This is a genomic window from uncultured Duncaniella sp., assembly GCF_910578445.1.
Classification (GTDB): Bacteria; Bacteroidota; Bacteroidia; order Bacteroidales; family Muribaculaceae; genus Duncaniella.
Genome location: NZ_CAJTQC010000014.1, coordinates 42,975 through 62,831, shown reverse-complemented (window position 1 = coordinate 62,831; position 19,857 = coordinate 42,975). Strand labels below are relative to the sequence as shown.

12 protein-coding genes, 1 other RNA gene and 1 pseudogene are annotated in these 19,857 nt (G+C 45.9%); all 14 read right to left on the bottom strand.

Translation table 11 applies throughout. The features are described 5' to 3' along the window. Position 1: 1 nt before the first annotated feature. Complete coding sequence (locus QZ311_RS07425; RefSeq protein WP_297066132.1) at positions 2-2,353, bottom strand: hypothetical protein; 2,352 nt, start codon at positions 2,351-2,353, stop codon at positions 2-4. A gap of 14 nt (positions 2,354-2,367) precedes the next feature. Beyond that, complete coding sequence (locus QZ311_RS07420) at positions 2,368-3,576, bottom strand: M56 family metallopeptidase (protein WP_121697896.1); 1,209 nt, start codon at positions 3,574-3,576, stop codon at positions 2,368-2,370. Then, complete coding sequence (locus tag QZ311_RS07415; protein WP_121697895.1) at positions 3,573-3,959, bottom strand: BlaI/MecI/CopY family transcriptional regulator; 387 nt, start codon at positions 3,957-3,959, stop codon at positions 3,573-3,575. The genes QZ311_RS07420 and QZ311_RS07415 overlap by 4 nt, the downstream gene beginning before the upstream one ends. A gap of 198 nt (positions 3,960-4,157) precedes the next feature. Further along, a pseudogene (locus tag QZ311_RS07410) lies at positions 4,158-9,899 on the bottom strand (helicase-related protein). Then, the gene (locus tag QZ311_RS07405; protein WP_297066124.1) at positions 9,889-10,335 is read right to left on the bottom strand and encodes a DUF1896 family protein; all 447 of its coding nucleotides are present in this window, start codon (positions 10,333-10,335) and stop codon (positions 9,889-9,891) included. The pseudogene QZ311_RS07410 and the gene QZ311_RS07405 overlap by 11 nt, the downstream one beginning before the upstream one ends. 194 nt (positions 10,336-10,529) lie before the next feature. Further along, a complete protein-coding gene (locus tag QZ311_RS07400; RefSeq protein WP_297066122.1) occupies positions 10,530-11,597 on the bottom strand; it encodes a hypothetical protein in 1,068 nt (355 codons plus the stop codon). Between the two features lie 159 nt (positions 11,598-11,756). Then, positions 11,757-13,181 carry a DUF4099 domain-containing protein gene (locus QZ311_RS07395; protein ID WP_297066119.1) on the bottom strand — a complete coding sequence of 475 codons (1,425 nt, stop codon included), beginning with the start codon at positions 13,179-13,181 and terminating at the stop codon, positions 11,757-11,759. An 89-nt stretch (positions 13,182-13,270) separates the two neighbouring features. Continuing rightward, positions 13,271-13,564: a helix-turn-helix domain-containing protein gene (locus tag QZ311_RS07390; protein ID WP_297066116.1), complete on the bottom strand. Its 294-nt coding sequence runs from the start codon at positions 13,562-13,564 to the stop codon at positions 13,271-13,273. Then, positions 13,561-13,920 carry a hypothetical protein gene (locus QZ311_RS07385; RefSeq protein ID WP_148463865.1) on the bottom strand — a complete coding sequence of 120 codons (360 nt, stop codon included), beginning with the start codon at positions 13,918-13,920 and terminating at the stop codon, positions 13,561-13,563. Before QZ311_RS07385 ends, QZ311_RS07390 begins: the two co-directional genes overlap by 4 nt. 174 nt (positions 13,921-14,094) lie before the next feature. Continuing rightward, the gene (locus tag QZ311_RS07380) at positions 14,095-15,315 is read right to left on the bottom strand and encodes a site-specific integrase (protein WP_123612530.1); all 1,221 of its coding nucleotides are present in this window, start codon (positions 15,313-15,315) and stop codon (positions 14,095-14,097) included. 506 nt (positions 15,316-15,821) lie between these two features. Next, positions 15,822-16,220, bottom strand: a transfer-messenger RNA (tmRNA) gene (ssrA, locus tag QZ311_RS07375). 111 nt (positions 16,221-16,331) lie between these two features. Continuing rightward, positions 16,332-17,369 (bottom strand): alpha/beta hydrolase, encoded by a 1,038-nt coding sequence (locus QZ311_RS07370; protein ID WP_297066109.1) that lies wholly within the window; start codon positions 17,367-17,369, stop codon positions 16,332-16,334. 126 nt (positions 17,370-17,495) lie between these two features. Then, positions 17,496-18,203, bottom strand: coding sequence for a response regulator transcription factor (locus QZ311_RS07365; protein ID WP_107033005.1), 708 nt, complete (start codon positions 18,201-18,203; stop codon positions 17,496-17,498). A gap of 6 nt (positions 18,204-18,209) precedes the next feature. Beyond that, positions 18,210-19,706: a HAMP domain-containing sensor histidine kinase gene (locus QZ311_RS07360; RefSeq protein ID WP_297066103.1), complete on the bottom strand. Its 1,497-nt coding sequence runs from the start codon at positions 19,704-19,706 to the stop codon at positions 18,210-18,212. Between the last annotated feature and the right edge of the window lie 151 nt (positions 19,707-19,857).

Sequence of the window (19,857 nt, the reverse complement as noted above, 5' to 3'; positions counted from 1 at the left end):
TTTATGTTATTCGTATTCTAATGCCTACCATAATTGTGCGTCCTCGCAAATGATATTCACTTGAGTATCTAATGATTCCATTGTCGTTATACCTTCTAAAAACATCGTTGTTTAACAAGTTACTGCATTGCAGTGACAGTATGGTGTTTCCGAGAGTATATTCAATGTTGCAATTCAGGAACACATTATTCCTATATGATGTAGAGTAATTATTATTATAGAACATCACAGATGGCGAGACATTCAGTTGCTTAAACGGCCATAATACAATGGACGTGGCATTGGTGAAGGTATGTTTCGTGCCATCATTAGCTTTGCCATCTGTAAAGCTCTTGGATAGGGTATATTCATTTGAGGTCTCAAAAGACAGCCATTTAGTAAACGTCGCATTATATGAAAGTTTAGCCCGAAGATACTTGCTTTTGCCTTCATGAATTTCATCATTGATATAATATTCACTATTATTCATGCCTATACTAAATGACTCACTTACCTTTGAGTTCCATCGGAAAAAACCTTTTGAAAATGTTTGATCAAGTTGCCATATCCGGCTATTTGTAGAATATGGCAATCTTATATAATTAATAATATCGTCAGTTATGTCATATCCGGAACTATTGCCATAACGCGATTGAACATACGTTAATGCAAGGCTACCAAATAGCATATCCAATACATTTGTATAGCTCGCATTGAATGCCGTTTTTAGTGTTCGGTTCATTGTCGCTTCAATATGTCCCGGGTTAGAGATGGTTGTGCGGTAGTCTATAAATCGTTTTTGAACCATAAGGGATATGGCAGAAGGTAAGGATTCTTCACCTATTGTGGTAAGTGAGAACGAAAGCCGGTCTGATGGTTTATATGTTATGTTCGAATATGGTCTTATCGAGAAGAATGTTTTATTATAATTCCAAGTTTGATTGTCAGACTTATAATACATAAAACCTGCAGGCACATATATAAGCCATTGAAATTTTTGCCCATAATGCCAAAATATTTTTGGAGTAACCCTTGCACCAACCTGCCATGTTTGTTGATCATCAGGCATAGACTGATTGTCAATATCAAGATTGGTATTAGCATGTTGCCAACTTGCATCAACTTCTCCATTCAGATTAAACATGAAGTGTGGTATTGAAAGAGCAATCAAGGAGCCACTTCCGTCAATATTGAAGCTTCGTTGATCTACTATCTGACAAAATTCATTATTAGGCAGATTCAATAATCCCTTCTTATCGTTATAGGATATATGGAATGAAGCATCTGCAATTCCCCCATTATGTTTCTTATAGTTAAGTTTCAATTCATCATCAATTTTTATTGAGTGAGCTGAAAATTTTTGGAGAATTAAATCATTAATTAGTCCTTCTCCTTTTGGAAAAGACGCATTTGCGGAAAGAGTATTTTTGAGGTATATTTTCTTCCCATTAAGTTTATAAACAGCATGGGTCCCAACAAAATGCTGATGTATATCAGAAGAATTAGATTCCTTGATGATATACCTTGCCACACTGTCAGACAAATACATTGTTTCATCATTTGAATTACGCTTTTCTTTGTCGAAAAGATAATTAAGATTAAACGTAAATGTTTTATCTTCACTAAGTTTCAGCAACTGGTTCACTGAAAGGCTATGAGAGATGTTTCTATAAATATACTTATTAGATAAGGATGGAGTCTCAGGATATAATATCCCGGTTCCGTAAGATGATGTGTATGTAGATGGAGCATTAATTTCAGTCCGTAAATCAATACCTATGTTATTGGTTTTATAAACCGATATATTTTGAGCATTACGTCTGAAGTTCATTAGTGAAGCCGATGCATCCCAGGATATATTGGGCTGGCTTCCTATAGCGCCATCAAAAGTGGACGACCAGATACCCTTTGCGCTCTGCTTTAGGCGTATATTCATTGCTGGTGCGGCTCCGCGCCTTACGCCTTGGAGCATTTTTACATCTTGGTGATCTTCAAGAATTTGTACAGTCCCAATGTCATGCGCATCTATATTTTTGGTGGCTACTCCATAGTTAGAGCCAAGCATATCTAACCCTTCGATATAGAACTCATTAATCCATTGTCCATTATATATAATTTGTCCGTCCGATTTCACTTCAATACCGGGCATTTTCCGGAGTAAGTCCTCTAATGTCTTATCATTTTTGCTTATATATGAAGATGCAGCATAAGATATTGTATCACCCGATTGTCTTATTTTTTTAGCCGTGACAACAACCTCTTTTAATTCGAGCGTTCTGATTAAAGAGTCAAGCCGCTCGTCATCTTGCTGTGCCGACATTGGCACAGCAAACGAAATAATAAAAAATACAAGTATATATAGACGAGCGGACATATTAATATAGAGTTTTATTGTGCGATGTAGAATGTTACAGGAATTGAAACGGCACTCGCTACGGCTTTTCCATCAACAGTGCCGGAAATCCAAGATTCTTTCAAAGAACTTTGGATAGCTCGGATAGCTTCACTGTCAAGTTCATCAAACCCCGATGATTTTACTACTTTGAAATCAGACATTGAGCCGTCAGTATTTACAGTAAAACCAATTCGTGCCACACCACTGGCTCCCTTTTCGAGTAGATCATGCGGATATTTCACCTCCCAAAGAATAGCACTCATCATTGCTTGTTCCCCACCGGGGTATTCAGGCATCGTTTCAGAACCCTCCACAAAAACTAAATTTTGAGTAGGTTCTATCGGGGTTCGAGCAAACGGGATTTTTGGAAATAAGGCGGCCAATAAAATCACAGGAATAAGTACCAGATAACTTAATTTCGATGACTGTTTTCTACGCTTGCCCATCATCGTGATACGAGCATTGAGACTTCCGGAGCTAAATGTATTAGCCAAGAAGAAGTTCTGTTTTTCAATGGCTCTATTCAGCATCAGTAATTCATAATCACACCGGGAATATCCTTCTGTCAGGACGCCTTCATCTGCTTGGTATTCATGTAGTGTGCGTAAACTGCGGAACATCAACCAAGCTGCGGGATTCCACCACTGTAATACAAGTACAAATTGACCTAATATCAAATCAAAAGTATGACCGTAAAATACATGTTTTGATTCATGTGCAAGGATTGTTTCATTGTCTGCGTCTTTCTCATTGACAACAATATATCTCCAACAATTAAATGGAGCAGTCGAGGAGAGTGGGCTGATTGCCAAAGTATAGCCGATTCTTTCTTCTTTATTGGCATTTTTGATAATGCGGATTATTTTATACCAACCGATAAGTAGAAAAAATGAAACAGCAAGACATCCAGCAATATAAATCAATCCAATAATACGATTGAATTGAATACCGCTTACTGTAGGGTTATTGGATGCTTCGATGTTACCCACTTCAACATTTCCTCCAACCAAGGCTATATCGGAAGGAATAAACGAAATTATGGGCATAAATGGGAGAAGCGCAGCAAGTAGATAAATAGAAAGTAGAGCTGCGCGGCTTGTCTTGAAATTAGTATTGCGAGAGAGAGCGAATTGATAGCCAACCCATAATATCATGATAATCACTCCGGCATTCAGAGAATAGTTAACTAAATACTGCATCATGATTCATCCTCCTTTCGTTGTCTTTCTATTTCCCCCAAGATTTTTTCCATATCATCAGAGGAAATTTTTTCGTTGCCGATAAGAGTAGAAACAAGGTTTAGGTATGAACCGCCAAAAAAGCGGCTTACCATACTCTTAAGAGAATTTGCTCGGTATTCTGCAAGGCTCTTTACTGGATAATAGCGATTGCAGTTTCCTATCATCTCATGTGCCAACCATCCTTTAGTTTCCAACCCCCTCACAAAAGTGGCGATTGTGCTGAAGTTTGGACGGCTTTGCCCATCCGATGTCATCCTGTCTATTATCTCGCGGATAAATAGTGGATTACCATCATTCCAGAGAATGCTCATGATTTCTTCTTCACGTTCGGAAAGTTTCTTCATAACAATATTAGTTTGGAGTTACGCTGCAAATATACAGCTAATTTTTTAGCTACACAAGTAAAAAATTAAATTATGTGTGAAAAAATTAACTATGAAATATCGATATAATATTATAAACAGCTATTGTTCAACTGGATAATATCTATAAATAAAAAAATGGCAACCAATGAAAGAAAAATCATTCGTTGCCATTTATAATCATAATCCGATTGAGCGGGGTGTGCTACGGGTTGGGTAATCAATACTCCGATAGGGAGTTGCCGGCTCTGCCACCATTGACTTTTTATCGTCGGTCGCTTGGCCGGGTGGTTCTACGACTGTGACGGGCTGATGTTGCGGTGTGTCTTGCTCGACATCTTCCTGCTGCTTTGGCTGCTCGTGCTTCGGGGCAAGGTCGGCGGCAATCTTGTGTTCAAGTTCAAGGAGCTGTGCTTTCAGGGTTTTCAACTCATCTTCCTTGCTCCATGTCTTCGCTACAATGGCTTGCAGGGCCGGAACATCTTTCTTCGCCTTTGCGTTGCGCTCTTGGTGTTGCTTGATTATTTCGGGCAGATGTTCAAGGGCTTTTATAAAGTTGGTACAGGCGGCATGGGTGTCGGCCATTGCTATAAAGCCGTTGTTGTACTTATATTTATAATTGCCCTCCACAACAAAACGGTTCTGTACGGATTCCACGCCGTCAACCACTGCTTTTTCCGATGTTATACAAATCGGAAAGCCGTAGATCTCACCGACACGCACATATTCGCCGTGGGTATTGACGGTTCTTGCAAGGTTTTGAAGATGCTTGCCCATTCCTTCCTCGTCGGTAGCATCGCATTTGTCAAGCGTAAGGGCATTGACCGGATTTCCGTCGCTGTCCTTCCTGACAACAGCCATATACCGCGCGAGGTCTGCCTCCATCTTTCCTATGATGATTTCGGTTTTCTCAATCTCATCGGTGATGGATCGCAGTTTGAAATTGGTGTCACCTTTGCCTTTATTGAACGAGCGCCGTTCACTTTCAAGTGCCGCAATCTTCTTTTCAAGTTTGGCTTTTTCAAGAAGATCCGTGTTGCCCGAAAGAATGGCGGAGTATTCGGAATAGCTCATGCCCGTCTTTTCGTCCATCGCGCCCTCGTCAATAGTTCGCGCTCCCAACGCTCCCTTTTTCAACTGGGAAATAAAAGTCTGCTTCCATTGGAGAAGATTGAACTTGTAGGCGTCCAACGTGCGCTCAACAGCGTAAATATTGACATCTACACGGTTGGCGTTGTGGAATTTGGCAACGATATTGCCTGTACGGACAGCGCGACCCTCGCGCTGGTCGAGGTCGGACGGTCGCCACGGGCAATCAAGATGATGCACCGCAATGGCTCGTTTCTGGGCGTTGACACCCGTGCCGAGCATTTCAGTGGAGCCGAACAACACTCGGATTTTACCCTCGCGCATCGCGTCAATCACCGCTTTCTTCGCCTTCTGTGTCTTCGTTTCCTGAATGAAACGTATTTCATGCGCCGGAATACCGTAATCCTCAATCAACTTGCGTTTGATTTCGGCATAGACATTCCATTGGCCCGGCTGGAATGTACTTAAATCGCTGAACACAAACTGCGTGGCTTGGTACTGCTCAAAGCGGCGATAGTAGTCGGCTATCCATTTTGCACATTCCGAAGCCTTGTTGCCGGGGTCGTCGCCATAGGCGGGGTCGATAAGTCGCATATCCATCGCCATTTTGCGGGCATAGTCAGTGGCAATCAGCATCTTCGCCTTTTCCTCCGTTTCCGACAGCGGTTCACGACCGAGTATCGTGGCATCGCCGTCTTTGGCAAACGCCATCAGCTTGGGGATAAAATCCTCTTGGTCGGGTGTAGGCGGTATCTTGCGCAGTATCTCCTGTTTTTCCGGACGGTCAACACCGACATCGGCGGCGGTTCGGTAATCCGTTATCTCATTGTAGAACGCCGCAAGTTCCGGCACCTTGATGAAATAGCGGAAACGCTCCTTCTGAATGATGTTGTTTGTCACGGAAAATTCAAAGTCGGTGGTTTTCTTGGCGAAAATAGCCGCCCATGCGTCAAAACACCTTATATCCTGCATTTCAAGCGCATTGGGACGCAGGTATTTGAACAGCAGATACAGCTCCGTCAACGAATTGGAGATAGTCGTTCCGGAAAGGAATGTGGCTCCGAGGTCTTTGCCTGTACGCTCCTGAATGGTACGGATTGCGAACAGCAGGTTAAGCGCACGGTTGCTGCCCTCGGAGTTGCCCAATCCCGCAACGCGGTTGTGACGGGTATTGAACGTGAGATTTTTGAAACGGTGGCTTTCATCAACCAGTATATGGTCGATGCCCATGCTTTTGAAATCCACCACGTCGTCACGCTGCCTTTCAAGACGATAGCGCACTGTTTCCAGCCTTGATTCAAGATTTTTCTTTCTCGCTTCCAGACCTTTCAGCATACCTACCGATATGTCCTTTCCTTGCTGGCGCACGACTTCAAGGTTTTCTTCCACGGTGTCAAGTTCCTCCTGCAATATGCGCTCCTGCAATTCCTCCGACTGCGGTATTTTGCCAAACTGATCGTGCGACATTATCACGCAGTCATAGTCATTGTTCTGGATACTGCGGAAGAAACGCTGACGGTTCTCCATAGAGAATGACTTTTCATCGGCATAAAGTATGCGGGCATTGGGATAGGCTACCTGATAAGTCTGGGCAATTTCAGCGACATTGGCTTTCATGCCGATAATCATAGGTTTGTTTGCCATGCCAAGACGCTTCATTTCATGTGCTGTTATGCACATAATCAGCGTTTTACCCGTGCCCACCTCGTGGTCACATATCCCTCCGCCGTTCTGTTTCAGCATCCATACACAGTCTTTCTGTGACTGATATATTGAGCTGATACCGAACTGTTCTCCCAACATTTTCATGTTTAGGTCAGGAAATGTCTGATGTGAGCCGTCGTAGTGCGGACGCACGAAACAGTTGAACTTGCGGTTATACAATGCCACAAGTTTATCCTTGAAATCGTCCGTCTGCTGTTCAAGCCACTCGGTAAAACCGTTGCGTATCTCATCAATCTTGGTATGGGCAAGCTGGATAGCCTCGGCATCGGGCACCTTGATGTCGTTGCCCTTGTCGTCTTTGCCGATTGACTTTGTAATATCCGGCACGGTGTTCTGCAAGGCGTGTTTCAACAGGTGCATACCGTCGTATGTGCGGTATTGACCCCTTACCTTGAACTCATCGGTAATCTTGGTGGTGTATGACGCATTGGTTACGGAATACTCATCAAGCGACGGTGAGTAGGCTATCTTGATGTCGGTTTCATAAAGATAGCTCATGTACTTTGCATATATCCCCGTCGGTATCCAGCGCTCTCCGAAGTTGAAATCAAGCTGCTCAAAGCGTATCGGTTCGGGGTATGCCTCCTTGAGTGCGGCAAGCGATTCGTTTATGCGGGTGTCGTCGGCCTCATGGTCGGCTATCCACCGCTCGATCTGTTCCGCTTTGGCAATCACGTTTCCGGCTATGAACTTGTCGGAGATCTCATAATTGTTGACAAGCGGATTGTAGAATATTCGTCCTTTCAGGTTATCAACCAGTTCATCTTCCGTCATATCCACAAGACGGCTCATGTAGCCGAGGTCAACGGCCCCGAACTTGTTGAGCGATGCAGATAACGCCTCTATGGGGGAATCCACCGAGGTAAGCTCGTCAACGGAGAAAGATACCGGGTGGTCGAAAATATCCGCCTTGACAAACATTCCGTTTTCACCGCGCTCCAATGCCAGAGCGTCACAGCCGTTTGCGTCCATGCGGATAAATTTCACATTCGACTTTTCATTGAGGTAGCCGTAACGCCTTACATACTCGTCATAATACTGATTGAGGTGTTCGCGCAGATGTTCACTCGGCTCATGTGTCTTCGCCTCGTAATCATAGAGCTGCTGATATGTGTCGGACAGAGTGATGTAGAGCAACGCACGTTTCATCTGTTCCGGTTTGAGCTGGAGCGGCGTGAATGTCGCTCCATTCTTATTTACATCGGAAAGAAAACCTACCTGCCCCTTGTCGCATACCATAGCACCTTCCTTATGGTAGGTCTGCAAATCCTCGGAGAAGGGGCGCTGCGAAAGATCCGGTTCCGGCTCAATTTCTTCAAGCGGGATAACGGTGGTTTTCCGCACATCGGTATGCACACCCGGAATGAAATCACCTTCGGTCATTTCGATATAGGGAGCATCGGAATTTGCCTGCTGCGCGGCTTTATCCGCTTCCTCCTGCAACCGCTTTTATTCAAGCTGTCGTTGGGCGATAGACATCATGGTTTCATAAAAACCGTTGATGGGCTGGTTATCCTCCCAGTTTAACGAGCCGTAGAATTTCAATTCCTCGTCGGTAAGTTTACGGTTGCTGTTGCCGGAAACAGTTCTTTCCGACATCGTTTCCTTTTTGGCCGGAGATTGGGGCTGATTTGGATGTGACGCCGCTTTTGACTTTTGCCCTTGTGCTTTTTGCCGTTGATTGTGGCGTTTCTTCGCACCGGGTATCTCCACCAATTCACCGAAAAGATTATACATCATCACTTTCGGGTCTGGATTATGTGTATAATCCGGTGTCGGGGCCTGATAGGTGTCTATTTCGGCGGGGTCACTTATGGACGAGGGCTGCGGTGTGTCGGTGCGGATTTCCTCCGCCTCCACATCTTCAATCTGTGGCTGTTCAGGCGGCAATGGCTCCTTTTCCGGTTTCTTTTCAACCGTCACATCATTTATAATATGTGTGGTCTGCTGTTTGCCGTGATACATCTCTATGTTCAGGTTGAGCGAAAGGGCCATTTCCAATGCTCCGCGCATATCTTCACCTATGCCATCTACGCCACCGCCATGTTTATAGACATAAGCCGGCTTTCCGTATGGGTCGGTGTCGAGTTTGGAATCAGTGCAGATGATATGCTGGGGATTGTCGATGAAATAGCGGTTGGTGCTGACACCCGTACTTGCATCTTTTTCAGCGACTACAAAGGCTTCTTCCAACTTGCTCAATCCTTTTTTCGCGGAATTTTTTTGCAATACTATGACATCGCTGCCCACCTCGGTGTTGGCAGAATCGGTGAATGTGTTGTTGGGCAGACGCAGTGCGCAGAGTAAATCGGCTTGGTTAACAAGTGCGCCACGGAGCAAAGCGTTGTTGCCGTTCATAAGCCCCTGCGAGGTTATGAACGCCACAATGCCGCCGTCACGGGCCGCTTCCAGACCTTTCAGGAAGAAATAATTGTGTATCATCTTCACCGACTGACGGTAAACGCCTATTCTACTTGTCGCATATACCGGATCTGATACCGCAAAATCGCCAAACGGAATGTTTGACGAAACGACATCGAAATATCCGTTCTGTGATTTGTCGAGTTTTTCAAATCCCTCAATATTTACATGGCAGTTAGGATATAGTTTCGACAATATTTTGCCTGTCAGCAGGTCTTTCTCAAACGCTGTTATCTCCGCGTGCGGGTCAACCCATGTGAAAGCATCGACAAACGCTCCCGACCCTGCACTGGGGTCAAGAAATCGCTTGGGCGACACTCCGGCAAACTGGAGGCTCTGCGATATGGCTTCAACCACGGGCTTCGGCGTGTAGAACGCAGACAGCACCGATGATTTCAATGAATCCATATAGCGGGCAAACTCCCTGTCGTCCTTTGAAAAATCGTGGATTAGCTGCCGCAACTCCACGGTGGGAGCGAACAGTTCAAGGTCGCTCTTATTCCATTTTGCGGCGTCGGAAATTTCGTTGGCGTCCTGCAATATACATTTCAAGCCACCGAATCCGGCATATTTTGACAGCAATTCCCACTCGGCATCGGTAGGCGGCCTGCGCTCAACATCAAGCTGAAACGCAGTGCGTATCGCCTCGATATTGCCGCGCAGTTTCTCTTTGCGGTTATAACTCATCGCCGTCCAGTATTTCGTTTATGGCGGCAAGCAGTTCATAGCGCAATGGCGGATAATCCTCTCTTGTGAGAAAATCCCCGTTCACCTCGTGGCGGTCGAGAATGGAGTGGATTACCGGCTTGGTGAGCATATACAACGCCTTTACCTCCATTTCATCGGACGGGATACGGAGCCAGCAATCTTCCTCGATGATTGTATGCACCACGTCGTAGCGCGATACATACAAACCTTTAAGCAGTTCGCGCATGGCAAGCTCTTGGGCTATATGCTGTGGCTTGCCCTGAAGGAACAGTGTAACATAGGTGTCGAGTGCGTTGTCAGCCCGTTCTGCGATAAACCTGCGGTCAACGCTCTGTGGAAAATAATGGGCGGAAAGATGTGCTTGGAGATAAACTATATAATAGTTCAACTCCGAATATTCATCGTTGGATTTCATAATTTGGATGGATTTAGTGGGTCTGTAATGGTGTTTTTCGGAATAGACAAGAAAAAGGACACCGGGATCCCTCCCGATGTCCGACCACTAAATCCATGTCAAAAATGATTTGAAAACAATTTATGACGATGAATCAGTGGCGAAGTTACGAATTTTTTCGCAAACGGGAGGTATCGGTATCCGGCTTTTTCCTGTCATTCACCCTCGAATGGGGTAAAGGCGTCGATGACCTGTTTCACAATATGGTCGTAGATTATACGCTCTATTCCTGTGAGGTCGGTGGGGTGCAGCCCGGTGGTCACTATGCCGTATGTTTCATACGCACCCTCGGGCACACCTTTGATTACGCAGCGTCGGCTGAGCTTTTTGAGGGCTTTCGCCTGTTCGCCCCAGCGTGAGTTGTAGCGGAGCATACGCATATTGCGCTTCATGTTGCGCCATACGCTGTAAGGTACGCCGCTCTGAATATCGGACGGGAACGAAATCAGTTTCTTCAGGTAGAGGCGCAGCACGGCATCGGCTGTTTCGTCGTGGTTATAACCGAACTCGGCGGATGCGGTGACGAGTAGCGAGAGAAAGCTGGGTAACACAGGGTAATCGACCAACTTGACCTCCTGACCGCTATAGATTACCGGCTTTTCTTCGCCGTCCTCCTTGCCTTCGGCCGCTTTGAGAGCCAGTTGTGCCTGTTCCTCGGCCTCGGCTTCACGCCAAATTTCATCTTCTTCAAGGAATTTGTCGTAGATGACTTTGCTGATATATTGCTTGTAGCGTTCATCGTCGATGCGAGGATTGTAGATTGCCCCACGGATGGCGCGGTTTGTCAGCACCGGGAGCCACACACGGCAGGTCTTGACCGGCACGGCGAGATACCAGTAGAGGTTCCAGAAAACGAGGTCGCAGTAAGGCGTCGGCATAGTGGCGTTGATTACAAGGCTGCTGTTTTTGAACAGCACCTTTATAGCGTCGAGCCGGGCGAGGTCTTCCGCTTTCTTGTCGTAACCCACAACCTTGTCGTAGTCGCGCACGGCGAAATCGAAATTGTGGGCGTACACCTGTTGGGGTGTCATGCTGTCGGAGAGGATAAAGGGCTGCTTGGGATTGTAGCTTGCCTCGACGATGCTGCCGTTTGTCCATGTGACGGCATAGCCTTCCTTTGCATAGTGGTATTCTCCTGCTGGTGTTGCGCCGATTGCTCTTGCGATGTTGTCTGCCATAAGATGGCTGTCGGCGACTATGGTGATTATCTTTTCAGTTTTCATATTTGTTTGACATGAATTTGGTGGTTTGTAATTCTTGGATGGATTCAGTGGTGAGGTAAGGCGCAGGGAGTTCCGGACCTCCTTGCGTCTTTACTGGGAGGGATACGGTTCAGAAAACCGCAGTCTGTTTCAACGTGGATTCAGTGGTGTGTTGTGGCGTTACAGTTTCGGGCCTTTAGGCTTACGCTGCTGTTTCTGTTGCTCATCGTTCTTGGGTTCTGTCTGACCCTTGTCGAGCGGTTCTTTCACGCCTTTTGTCGCTTCCTGCGTCTTACCGTCGTTGTTGACCGCAAGCTGTGTCTTGCTTTCGTTTGACGGTGTGATTTTGGTTGCGAGGCGGGGATCGTCAAGCGATGTTTCGGGTCGCTGTTTCTCTTTGTTGAAATAGAGATACACGGTGCAGGGCTTTCCCTTGTCGTCAACCATCTGGTCGAGCTTGGCGACATTGCCTGAAACGTAGTCATTCTGCTGCTGTTCGGTAAGCGGAATCTTGTTCCACTGTTTCAGCCGCTTTATGCCGCCGTCTTTGGTTATCCATGTGGAGCGTTTTTCGGTCTTTTCGCCATCACCGGCTTTCTGCTCCTGCTTGTTCTCATTTTTCTGCGTGGTCTTCTGTGTGCGCTGCTTGGGCACAAACTCCACGCCGCGGCGTTCTGCGCTCACTTGGAGAGTGGCATGGTAGGTCTTGCCGTTCTTGCCGATAATCTCCTTGTTGGGGATAGCCATTCCGGTTTTCAGAAATTCTATCTCCTGATTGGAGAGTTTCGTTTTTCCGATGGTATCATTGATTTCAAGCGTAGCGGCAGGAAAATGATACATTTCATGGGTGTAGCGGTCGATGCTGACATAGGACGGGATAACCTCTCCGGTGGATTTGTCCACAAGGTCAACGACTTTTCCGAGGTTGCCTGTTGTGCGCAGGTTCTCCTTATCCTCGTCGGTGAACTTGTATCCGTTGTATTCCTCGTTGAGATTGGGATACTTGCGGATAAGATGGGGCACGAGGTTCACTTTGCCCTGCTCATCGGTCTGGAACGACAGGCGTGCGTCCACCTGCTGAACCTTGCCGCCCACATCGGTGGTGATGGTGACAAGCGCTGATTTGCGGTTGAACAGCATTTCGCGCAGGTCGCCCGACTTTTCAAGCTGTTCTTTGTCAACGCCCCAGCGTTCTTTCAGCTCCGCCCAGTCAATCTTGCTTTCGTCAACGGGCTTGTTCTTCTGGGTTTCGCTGATTTCATCGGACGGTTTTACCTCGCGGTCTTCAAGCATCGACTTGTGCGTTTCGGGGTCTTTGAGCATTTCGCCCATTACCGGCGCCTCTTTTTCGTAGTTGTCGGCGTCAACTTTGAAAAAGCTGAACATCGAGGGATTCTTGCATTGACGCAGGAAATTCGACATGAAGGCTTCCAGCGGATTCTGCCGGATGTTGAATTTCACAAGGTCGGAGAGCTTGGCCGATTTTACATCGGACATCTTGGGTGTGCCGTCATCGTTCATGCCGGTCACTGCACCGATTTTCCCGCTTTCGTTGTCACGGGCAATCAGCACCTGATCTTTTTCTTGGGTCTGGTCTTGTTCCATAGAAATAAAGAATTTTGTTGTTTGACTTTGCACCGACAGGCGGTGCGGTTATTTTGGTGTATGTGTGTTGTGTGCTTATTTTATGCGGGTTACAGGTCAGCAAAGAAAGCCCTTACATCTGCGGGCAGATAATAGATTTTGCCGCGCTCTCCCTTACGGGTGAATGGAATCAGTTCCATTTTGCGGTAATTATACATCGTCTTGCGGTCGATGCTGTACTTTTCGCAAACCTGCTTTTCAGTCCACATCTTCTCATCGTCAATGATGCCGAAGCCTTTCAGAGCATCAAGATATGACCGTTCCATTTGGCGAAGACGCTCCATAAAGGTGTTTTCAAGGCTCTTTATCATCGCCGACACCTGTTTCAGTTCGTAGGCATTCATAAGCGCGGACGGTTTTTGTAGTTTGTTCGGATTTTATCAAACACGTCAGGATCCCACGGAAGATGATACACGTTGATGGCTTCGATAAGTGGGCCAAGAAAGTACAGCACCTCGCGTCCGCGTTTGAGCCATTTCAGATTGTACTGCTTTCTTATGCGCTGTAATTGGCGCGTTGAAATCCGGAGCAATGCTGCCGCTACCGAATTGGGGATTGGTGGCATGGTCGGCTGATTGTCCTTTTCTTCTTTCTGCCGACCTGTTTTCCCTTTCTCTTTATTAAGAAGGGTGAGAACCGAAGAAACAAGTTCCCGGAGAGCTTCTTGATTATCGTGAAGCGTTTCAAGAGTTATTTCCATAATCATTTTTGGATTTAGTGTTACGCTTGCAAAGTTCGGCAATCGCGCAAAGGCTCATTCGGGACGTTCCATGGAATATTCCACGACTTTAACCTGCGTTAACATTTTCAAAAAGACACAAAGTGCCGGCCATTGATATATAGCCAGCACTTTGTCAGATAGTTAGCCTGTATATCAATTAAAATCTAAAACTCCGAGATTGTGAGATAAAATCTCCATATCCTTACTGATTTTGTCGTTTGTGATTCTGGCGTAGATTTGTGTCGTCTGAATGTTGGTATGGCCCAGCATCTTCGACACAGATTCGATTGGCACACCCTTCCCGAGTGTCATGGTCGTTGCGAATGTGTGCCTCGCCAGATGGAAAGTTATGTTCTTGTTGATGCCGCATATATCGGCAATCTCCTTCAGATAGCAGTTGAGCTTCTGGTTAGTGATGATAGGTAGCAGTTTCCCATCGGTAAACTCTCCCTCATACTTTTTGAGTATCTTCATCGCAGGCGGCAGCAGTGGCACCATTACCTTTGTATTGGTCTTTTGTCGGTGGGTCACAATCCACCAGCGACCGTCAAACATCTTTTGAATGTTGTCAACACGAAGGTGGGCGAGGTCGATATATGCCAATCCGGTGAAGCAGGCGAAGATGAAAATGTCGCGTACCTGATTGAGCCGTGCGGAAGCGAAATTCTTTGACATCATTTTCTCAAGTTCATCTTCGGTGAGAAAACCTCGGTCAACACGCTCTGTTGAGATTTTGTAGCCGTTGAACGGATCTACAAAAATCAGTCCTGCGCGGATAGCTTTGTTAATTACCTGCTTGAAGAATTTCATACACTTGTAGGTAGTGTTTTGGCTGTACTTGTATTCCGTGCGCAGGAAAAATTCCAGATCGGTGATGAAGGATAGTTTTATTTCACGGAGCGGAATATCCGTGATGTTGTATTTCATCTTCATGAACTCCACCACACGGCGGTACATACGCTCGTATTTCTGATAGGTGGGATCCGCCTTGCTTAATCCCACAAGTTTTTTGGTGTCTTCAAGATGCTGTTCGTAAAGTTTCAGCAATGATTCTTCGCGGGCTGTAATACCCATATAGGCGTTTTTCACCATCTCTGCGGTAACATAGCCATGACGACGCTGAATATCATAGTAGTGATCTTTCATTATCACTTGAATGTCATTCAGGCGACTGTTAAGTTCAAGTATTTTGGCTGACCGACCCTTTGCTTTGGATGCTGCGACATCCCATAGCTGAGGCTCGATGGTGAGCTTCGAGTTGAGCTGCTCTACCTCTCCGTCAATGGTAATTCGTATCATGATGGGAGCCTTTCCCTCCTTGTTGATTTGATTACCACGGATGTAGAACAAGACTTTGAATGTGTTCTTTTTCATCCTTTCTAAGAGTTGTGTTATCAATCTTTGCCGTTTGACCGGCTTCGATATGAAAACGAGTTAAACAATTAGTGGGATTGGTCGCTTTTCAGAAACAAAAAGACGTATATCGGACAAGATAATTCGTTGATTCACAACGATATTTATTAACACAAGCCAATCTTGTCTGATAGGTGGCAGCAATACTCGATTGAAATAGTAGCAGTTATAGTCGGATTTAGTGTTGGATTAGACCTGTTTGATGTCCGATATTTTCCGACTTACGACTAAGTTGCGTCTTTGTAACTATGTGTATATTAAAATCTTATCGTGGTAATCGTTACTAAATCGTTACTATTTCATTTTCCAAAATTTTAGTAACGAGTTAGTAACGAAACTATGTCTGTAACGGTCTTTTCTTGGTCTGATTTCGGTCCTGAATCGAAAGGATTAGACACGAAAAAACCGCAGAACTAATTGATAGTCTGCGGTTTGTCTGATTTAATCTACTGAGTGTCCGTAGTAGCAAGTGGAACTGGAGGGATTTGAACCCTCGTCCAAACGTGGAACTAATGAGCTTTCTACATGCTTAGTTTCTACTTGGTTTTCGAGTGGAGACAGGCAAGAAACCACCAATCTCTACCTTATCCTCTAAGTGTCTCGGCGAGTCGCGAGGCTTTCATCGCCATATTTCCGATTTACCTGCACCACCTGTTCGATCCGTCTCGGAAAAAGGACAATCGGGTGATGTCTCGTTTCCGCAACTGTTGCGGAAATAAAGTTAATCTACTGTACTTCGATTAAGCAGCGAGAGCGTAGTTGTTTTCGCCATTTGAAATTTTGATGTCCCTGATTTAAGAGCGTAGCCATCATTGCTCTGCATGCTTACTCACCACCTCTACACGCTGTCAATACCGGTCAGCCCCGTAAATTTGGATTGGTGTGTAATAGTTTGCAAAATTACTGATTATAATTATGTCTTCAAAATAAAAGAGTGAATTATTAACTATAATTAACTCTTGAACCTCCGAAACAGGTTACAACCCGTTTCGGGCGAGCCAGTTGAAAATGTAGCGGTATAGCGGTTCTCTCACTTCGGGTGCTGAAAGGACGAGGTCGTGGAGTCCTCCATCGACGCGCGCACATGTGACATCAGGCCCGAGTTGTCGGCCGTATTTTTTGATGTCGTTTACATCGAGCACACCGTCTGCACGGTTGTGTTCGGGAGTCCATTCCGCGCCATTGACACTTCTTGACGAGTAGAGTAGCAGGATAGGAATCCGGATGTCGGCTTTGCCGTTGCGAAGACCTTTCTGGGCTTTGGTGATTGCTCGCACCCATCCGGCGGTTACGGGTGGCGACTGGGTGAATTTCCAGTCTGTGCGATAGTTCCATTCACCATGATGCTCTTTGAGCAGACTTTCGGCATAGGCTGTCGATTTTCCCTGACTGATTTTAAAATCGAGGAATAATTTACCGAGCAGGCATACGGCAGGTATCATTTTTTCTTTCCATCCGAGATTCCAGTCAAGGAAAGGACTGTTGAGAATGAGCGCTTTGATATCCTTTGGATGGCAGCGGCTTTCAAAATATGCTGAAATTAATCCTCCTGTTGAGTGTCCGATGAGTATGATTTCAGAAAGACCGTTACGGCTCATTGAGACGAGTGCCGAATCTATGTCGGGGAAATAATCGCTGAGGTCGCGGACATCAAAATTCCGTTGACCGTTGGTGATTGAGCGTCCGTAGCGCCTGAGATCGACTGCATAGAAGTCATAGCCGTGATTGACGAAACGGTTGCCCATTTCGGCCTGAAAAAAATAATCGTTAAATCCGTGGACATAGAGCACTCCGCGATGTGTGCGCGTGCTGTCAATCGATACGTCGGGACAAAGTTTGCGGATTATTGTAGAGACAGCCTCGCCTGTATAGTCGGCCGGATGATTGACCTGTCGCATTTCGTAGCCGTCGCCAAGGATGTCCGGTTTCCATCCGTCGGATGTTCCGGGAAACGCCTGCAGTGTTATGCTCAGCAGCAAAAGGCTCAGAACTGTGCGCAGAGAGTGTAGTTTCATAGACATTGTGTGATGTGTGTGGTAGCTGGTTAAATTATCCGGCCCGGTGCGTTGATGTGGTGCACCGGGCCGGTAAATGACATTGTTCAGGGCTGCTATCGCCCTGACACAATCAATAGAAATTGATTAGTTTGACGATTCGAGTTCAGGAGCAATCAGCTTGTAGCCCTTGCCGTGGATGTTGATGATTTCGATGGACGGGTCATCTTTGAGGTGCTTGCGGAGTTTGGTGATGTAGACGTCCATTGAACGGGCATTGAAATAGTTGTCGTCAATCCAGATTGTCTTGAGCGCGAAGTTGCGTTCGAGAATCTCGTTGACATGGGCGCAGAGTAGGCTCAGGAGTTCCGATTCCTTGGTGGTGAGCTTGGTCACTTTGTCGTCGATGAGGAGCACCTGTTTCTGGGTGTCGAAAGTGAACTTACCGATCTTGTACATGGTGATTTCTTTACCTTTCTTCCCTTTGACACGGCGGAGGATGGCTTCGATACGGAACACGAGTTCCTCCATCGAGAACGGTTTGGTGATATAGTCGTCAGCACCGATCTTGAATCCTTCGAGGATGTCTTCCTTGATTGACTTTGCAGTGAGGAAAATGATGGGTACTTCAGAGTTTACGGTTCTTATTTCCTGAGCGAGTGCGAAACCGTCTTTTTTGGGCATCATCACGTCAAGGACGCAGAGGTCATATTTCCCCTTGAGGAATGCTTTGTAGCCGCTTTCCCCGTCTGCGAACAGATCGGCGTTGAACCCTTTGGCCTGAAGATATTCTCTAAGGAGCATGCCGAGGTTCTCGTCGTCCTCGCAAAGTAGTATGCGCAAACGTTCTTCCATAGTTCTTTAGTTTTTAGTTATTGGTAATGTTATTATAAATTTTGTTCCTACATTGAGTTCGCTTTCCACGTTGATTTCTCCGCCGAGTTCTCCGACCATTTTCTTGACATACGCAAGTCCGAGGCCGAAGCCTTTCACGTCGTGGCGGTTGCCGGTGGATACGCGATAGAATTTTTCGAATATTTTTTTCAAGTCCTCACGCTTCATGCCTATGCCATTGTCGCTGATGGTTATGGCTATGCGTTCGTTGTTGTGGACGCTTACATCGCGCGTGCTGACCGTCAGTCTGAGTGGGACATCTTCACGGCGATATTTGACTGCATTGTCGAGTAGATTGAAAATCACATTTGTGAAGTGCATTTCATCGACATTGACGGTTGATTCCTCGGCGTCAAGCACCGCATCGATTTTTCCGCCATATTTCTCTACTTTGAGCTTGAACGTCGAGGTGATATTTGCAATCAGGACGTTTGCATCGACATGTTGCAGGCGCAATGTGGCTTTCTGGCGTTCAAACATTGACATCTGTAACACTTTTTCCACTTGGAAACGCAGACGTTTTGTCTCGTCGTTAATCACCGTGGATATGTGTGAGAGCATGGCCGGAGATTTCAGCACGGCCCCGTCGTTGAGCATCTGTGCCGCGAGTGATATGGTCGAGATTGGGGTCTTGAACTCGTGGGTCATGTTGTTGATGAAGTCGTTTTTCATCTCGGTGAGTTTTTTCTGCCTGAATGCGAGGATAATCGTGCAGAGGAATGTCACAAGCAGTATGAACGTGAAGATAAACGACGGTATCATGAAGCGTATCGACCCGAAAATATAGTCACTCTTTGTCGGGAAGTAGACTTTGAGATAATACATTTTGTTTTTCGGGTCGTTTGGAAAGAGTGTCTGTATGAACATCGAATTCTCATCGCTCAGGGTTGGATGGTATCCTCCCGAACGGTAGACTATCCCTCCGACACGGTTGACTACGGCGAATTCAAAGGGGAGAGTAAGCCCGTTGTTGTCGAGTTCTGAACGCAGGTAGCTGTTGACTTCGGCCGAGTCGGCGCGTTCGCTTATCGGACGGTTGCTGGATTGGGTGATGATGTTGAAAATTACTTCGTCGAGCAATCCTTTCTGATATAGATATTTCCCGCGCATGATTTCGCGCATCGAACTGTTGCCTTTGGGCTTGTCGTTGCTTCCTTTAAGCGTGAGGTCATAGTTTGTCCCGTCGTAAGTGGTGAAGTTATAGTTCATATCGACAGTTCCGTCGGCATTTGTGCGCGGATAGAACTGGGTCTCCATCGAAGCGATGTCTTCTTCAAGAAAATGTTTGGTCTCATCCTGTTCAAGGCGGGTGCTGACGGCATAGAGGGAGCGTTTCACGCCCTCCGCAAACTGGTCGTCACGCATTTTCTTCATGTTGTTCATATACATTATCTGTATATAGAGCAGTCCGATGAAAGTTAGCGCCATTATGATGGTCAGAAACCAGATAGTTGACTTTTTCATTCTCTCTTTTAAATATATGTAGGTGTGTCATCCGCGAACGGACTTTCACTTGGAGATTTGTGTGGATATTTAATATGTTAACAATTGCAATGTATAATTGTTGTGAATTTTTTCAAACAAGTTTCAATCGCGTTAACATTTCGCGTCAAAA

What these genes read in the sequence shown, in the direction of transcription:
- QZ311_RS07380 (WP_123612530.1), bottom strand. Translation starts at nt 15,315, where the DNA reads ATGAAAAAGAACACATTCAAAGTCTTGTTCTACATCCGTGGTAATCAA.
- QZ311_RS07360 (WP_297066103.1), bottom strand. Translation starts at nt 19,706, where the DNA reads ATGAAAAAGTCAACTATCTGGTTTCTGACCATCATAATGGCGCTAACT.
- QZ311_RS07405 (WP_297066124.1), bottom strand. Translation starts at nt 10,335, where the DNA reads ATGAAATCCAACGATGAATATTCGGAGTTGAACTATTATATAGTTTAT.
- QZ311_RS07370 (WP_297066109.1), bottom strand. Translation starts at nt 17,369, where the DNA reads ATGAAACTACACTCTCTGCGCACAGTTCTGAGCCTTTTGCTGCTGAGC.
- QZ311_RS07425 (WP_297066132.1), bottom strand. Translation starts at nt 2,353, where the DNA reads ATGTCCGCTCGTCTATATATACTTGTATTTTTTATTATTTCGTTTGCT.
- QZ311_RS07415 (WP_121697895.1), bottom strand. Translation starts at nt 3,959, where the DNA reads ATGAAGAAACTTTCCGAACGTGAAGAAGAAATCATGAGCATTCTCTGG.
- QZ311_RS07390 (WP_297066116.1), bottom strand. Translation starts at nt 13,564, where the DNA reads ATGAATGCCTACGAACTGAAACAGGTGTCGGCGATGATAAAGAGCCTT.
- QZ311_RS07400 (WP_297066122.1), bottom strand. Translation starts at nt 11,597, where the DNA reads ATGAAAACTGAAAAGATAATCACCATAGTCGCCGACAGCCATCTTATG.
- QZ311_RS07395 (WP_297066119.1), bottom strand. Translation starts at nt 13,181, where the DNA reads ATGGAACAAGACCAGACCCAAGAAAAAGATCAGGTGCTGATTGCCCGT.
- QZ311_RS07385 (WP_148463865.1), bottom strand. Translation starts at nt 13,920, where the DNA reads ATGGAAATAACTCTTGAAACGCTTCACGATAATCAAGAAGCTCTCCGG.
- QZ311_RS07365 (WP_107033005.1), bottom strand. Translation starts at nt 18,203, where the DNA reads ATGGAAGAACGTTTGCGCATACTACTTTGCGAGGACGACGAGAACCTC.
- QZ311_RS07420 (WP_121697896.1), bottom strand. Translation starts at nt 3,576, where the DNA reads ATGATGCAGTATTTAGTTAACTATTCTCTGAATGCCGGAGTGATTATC.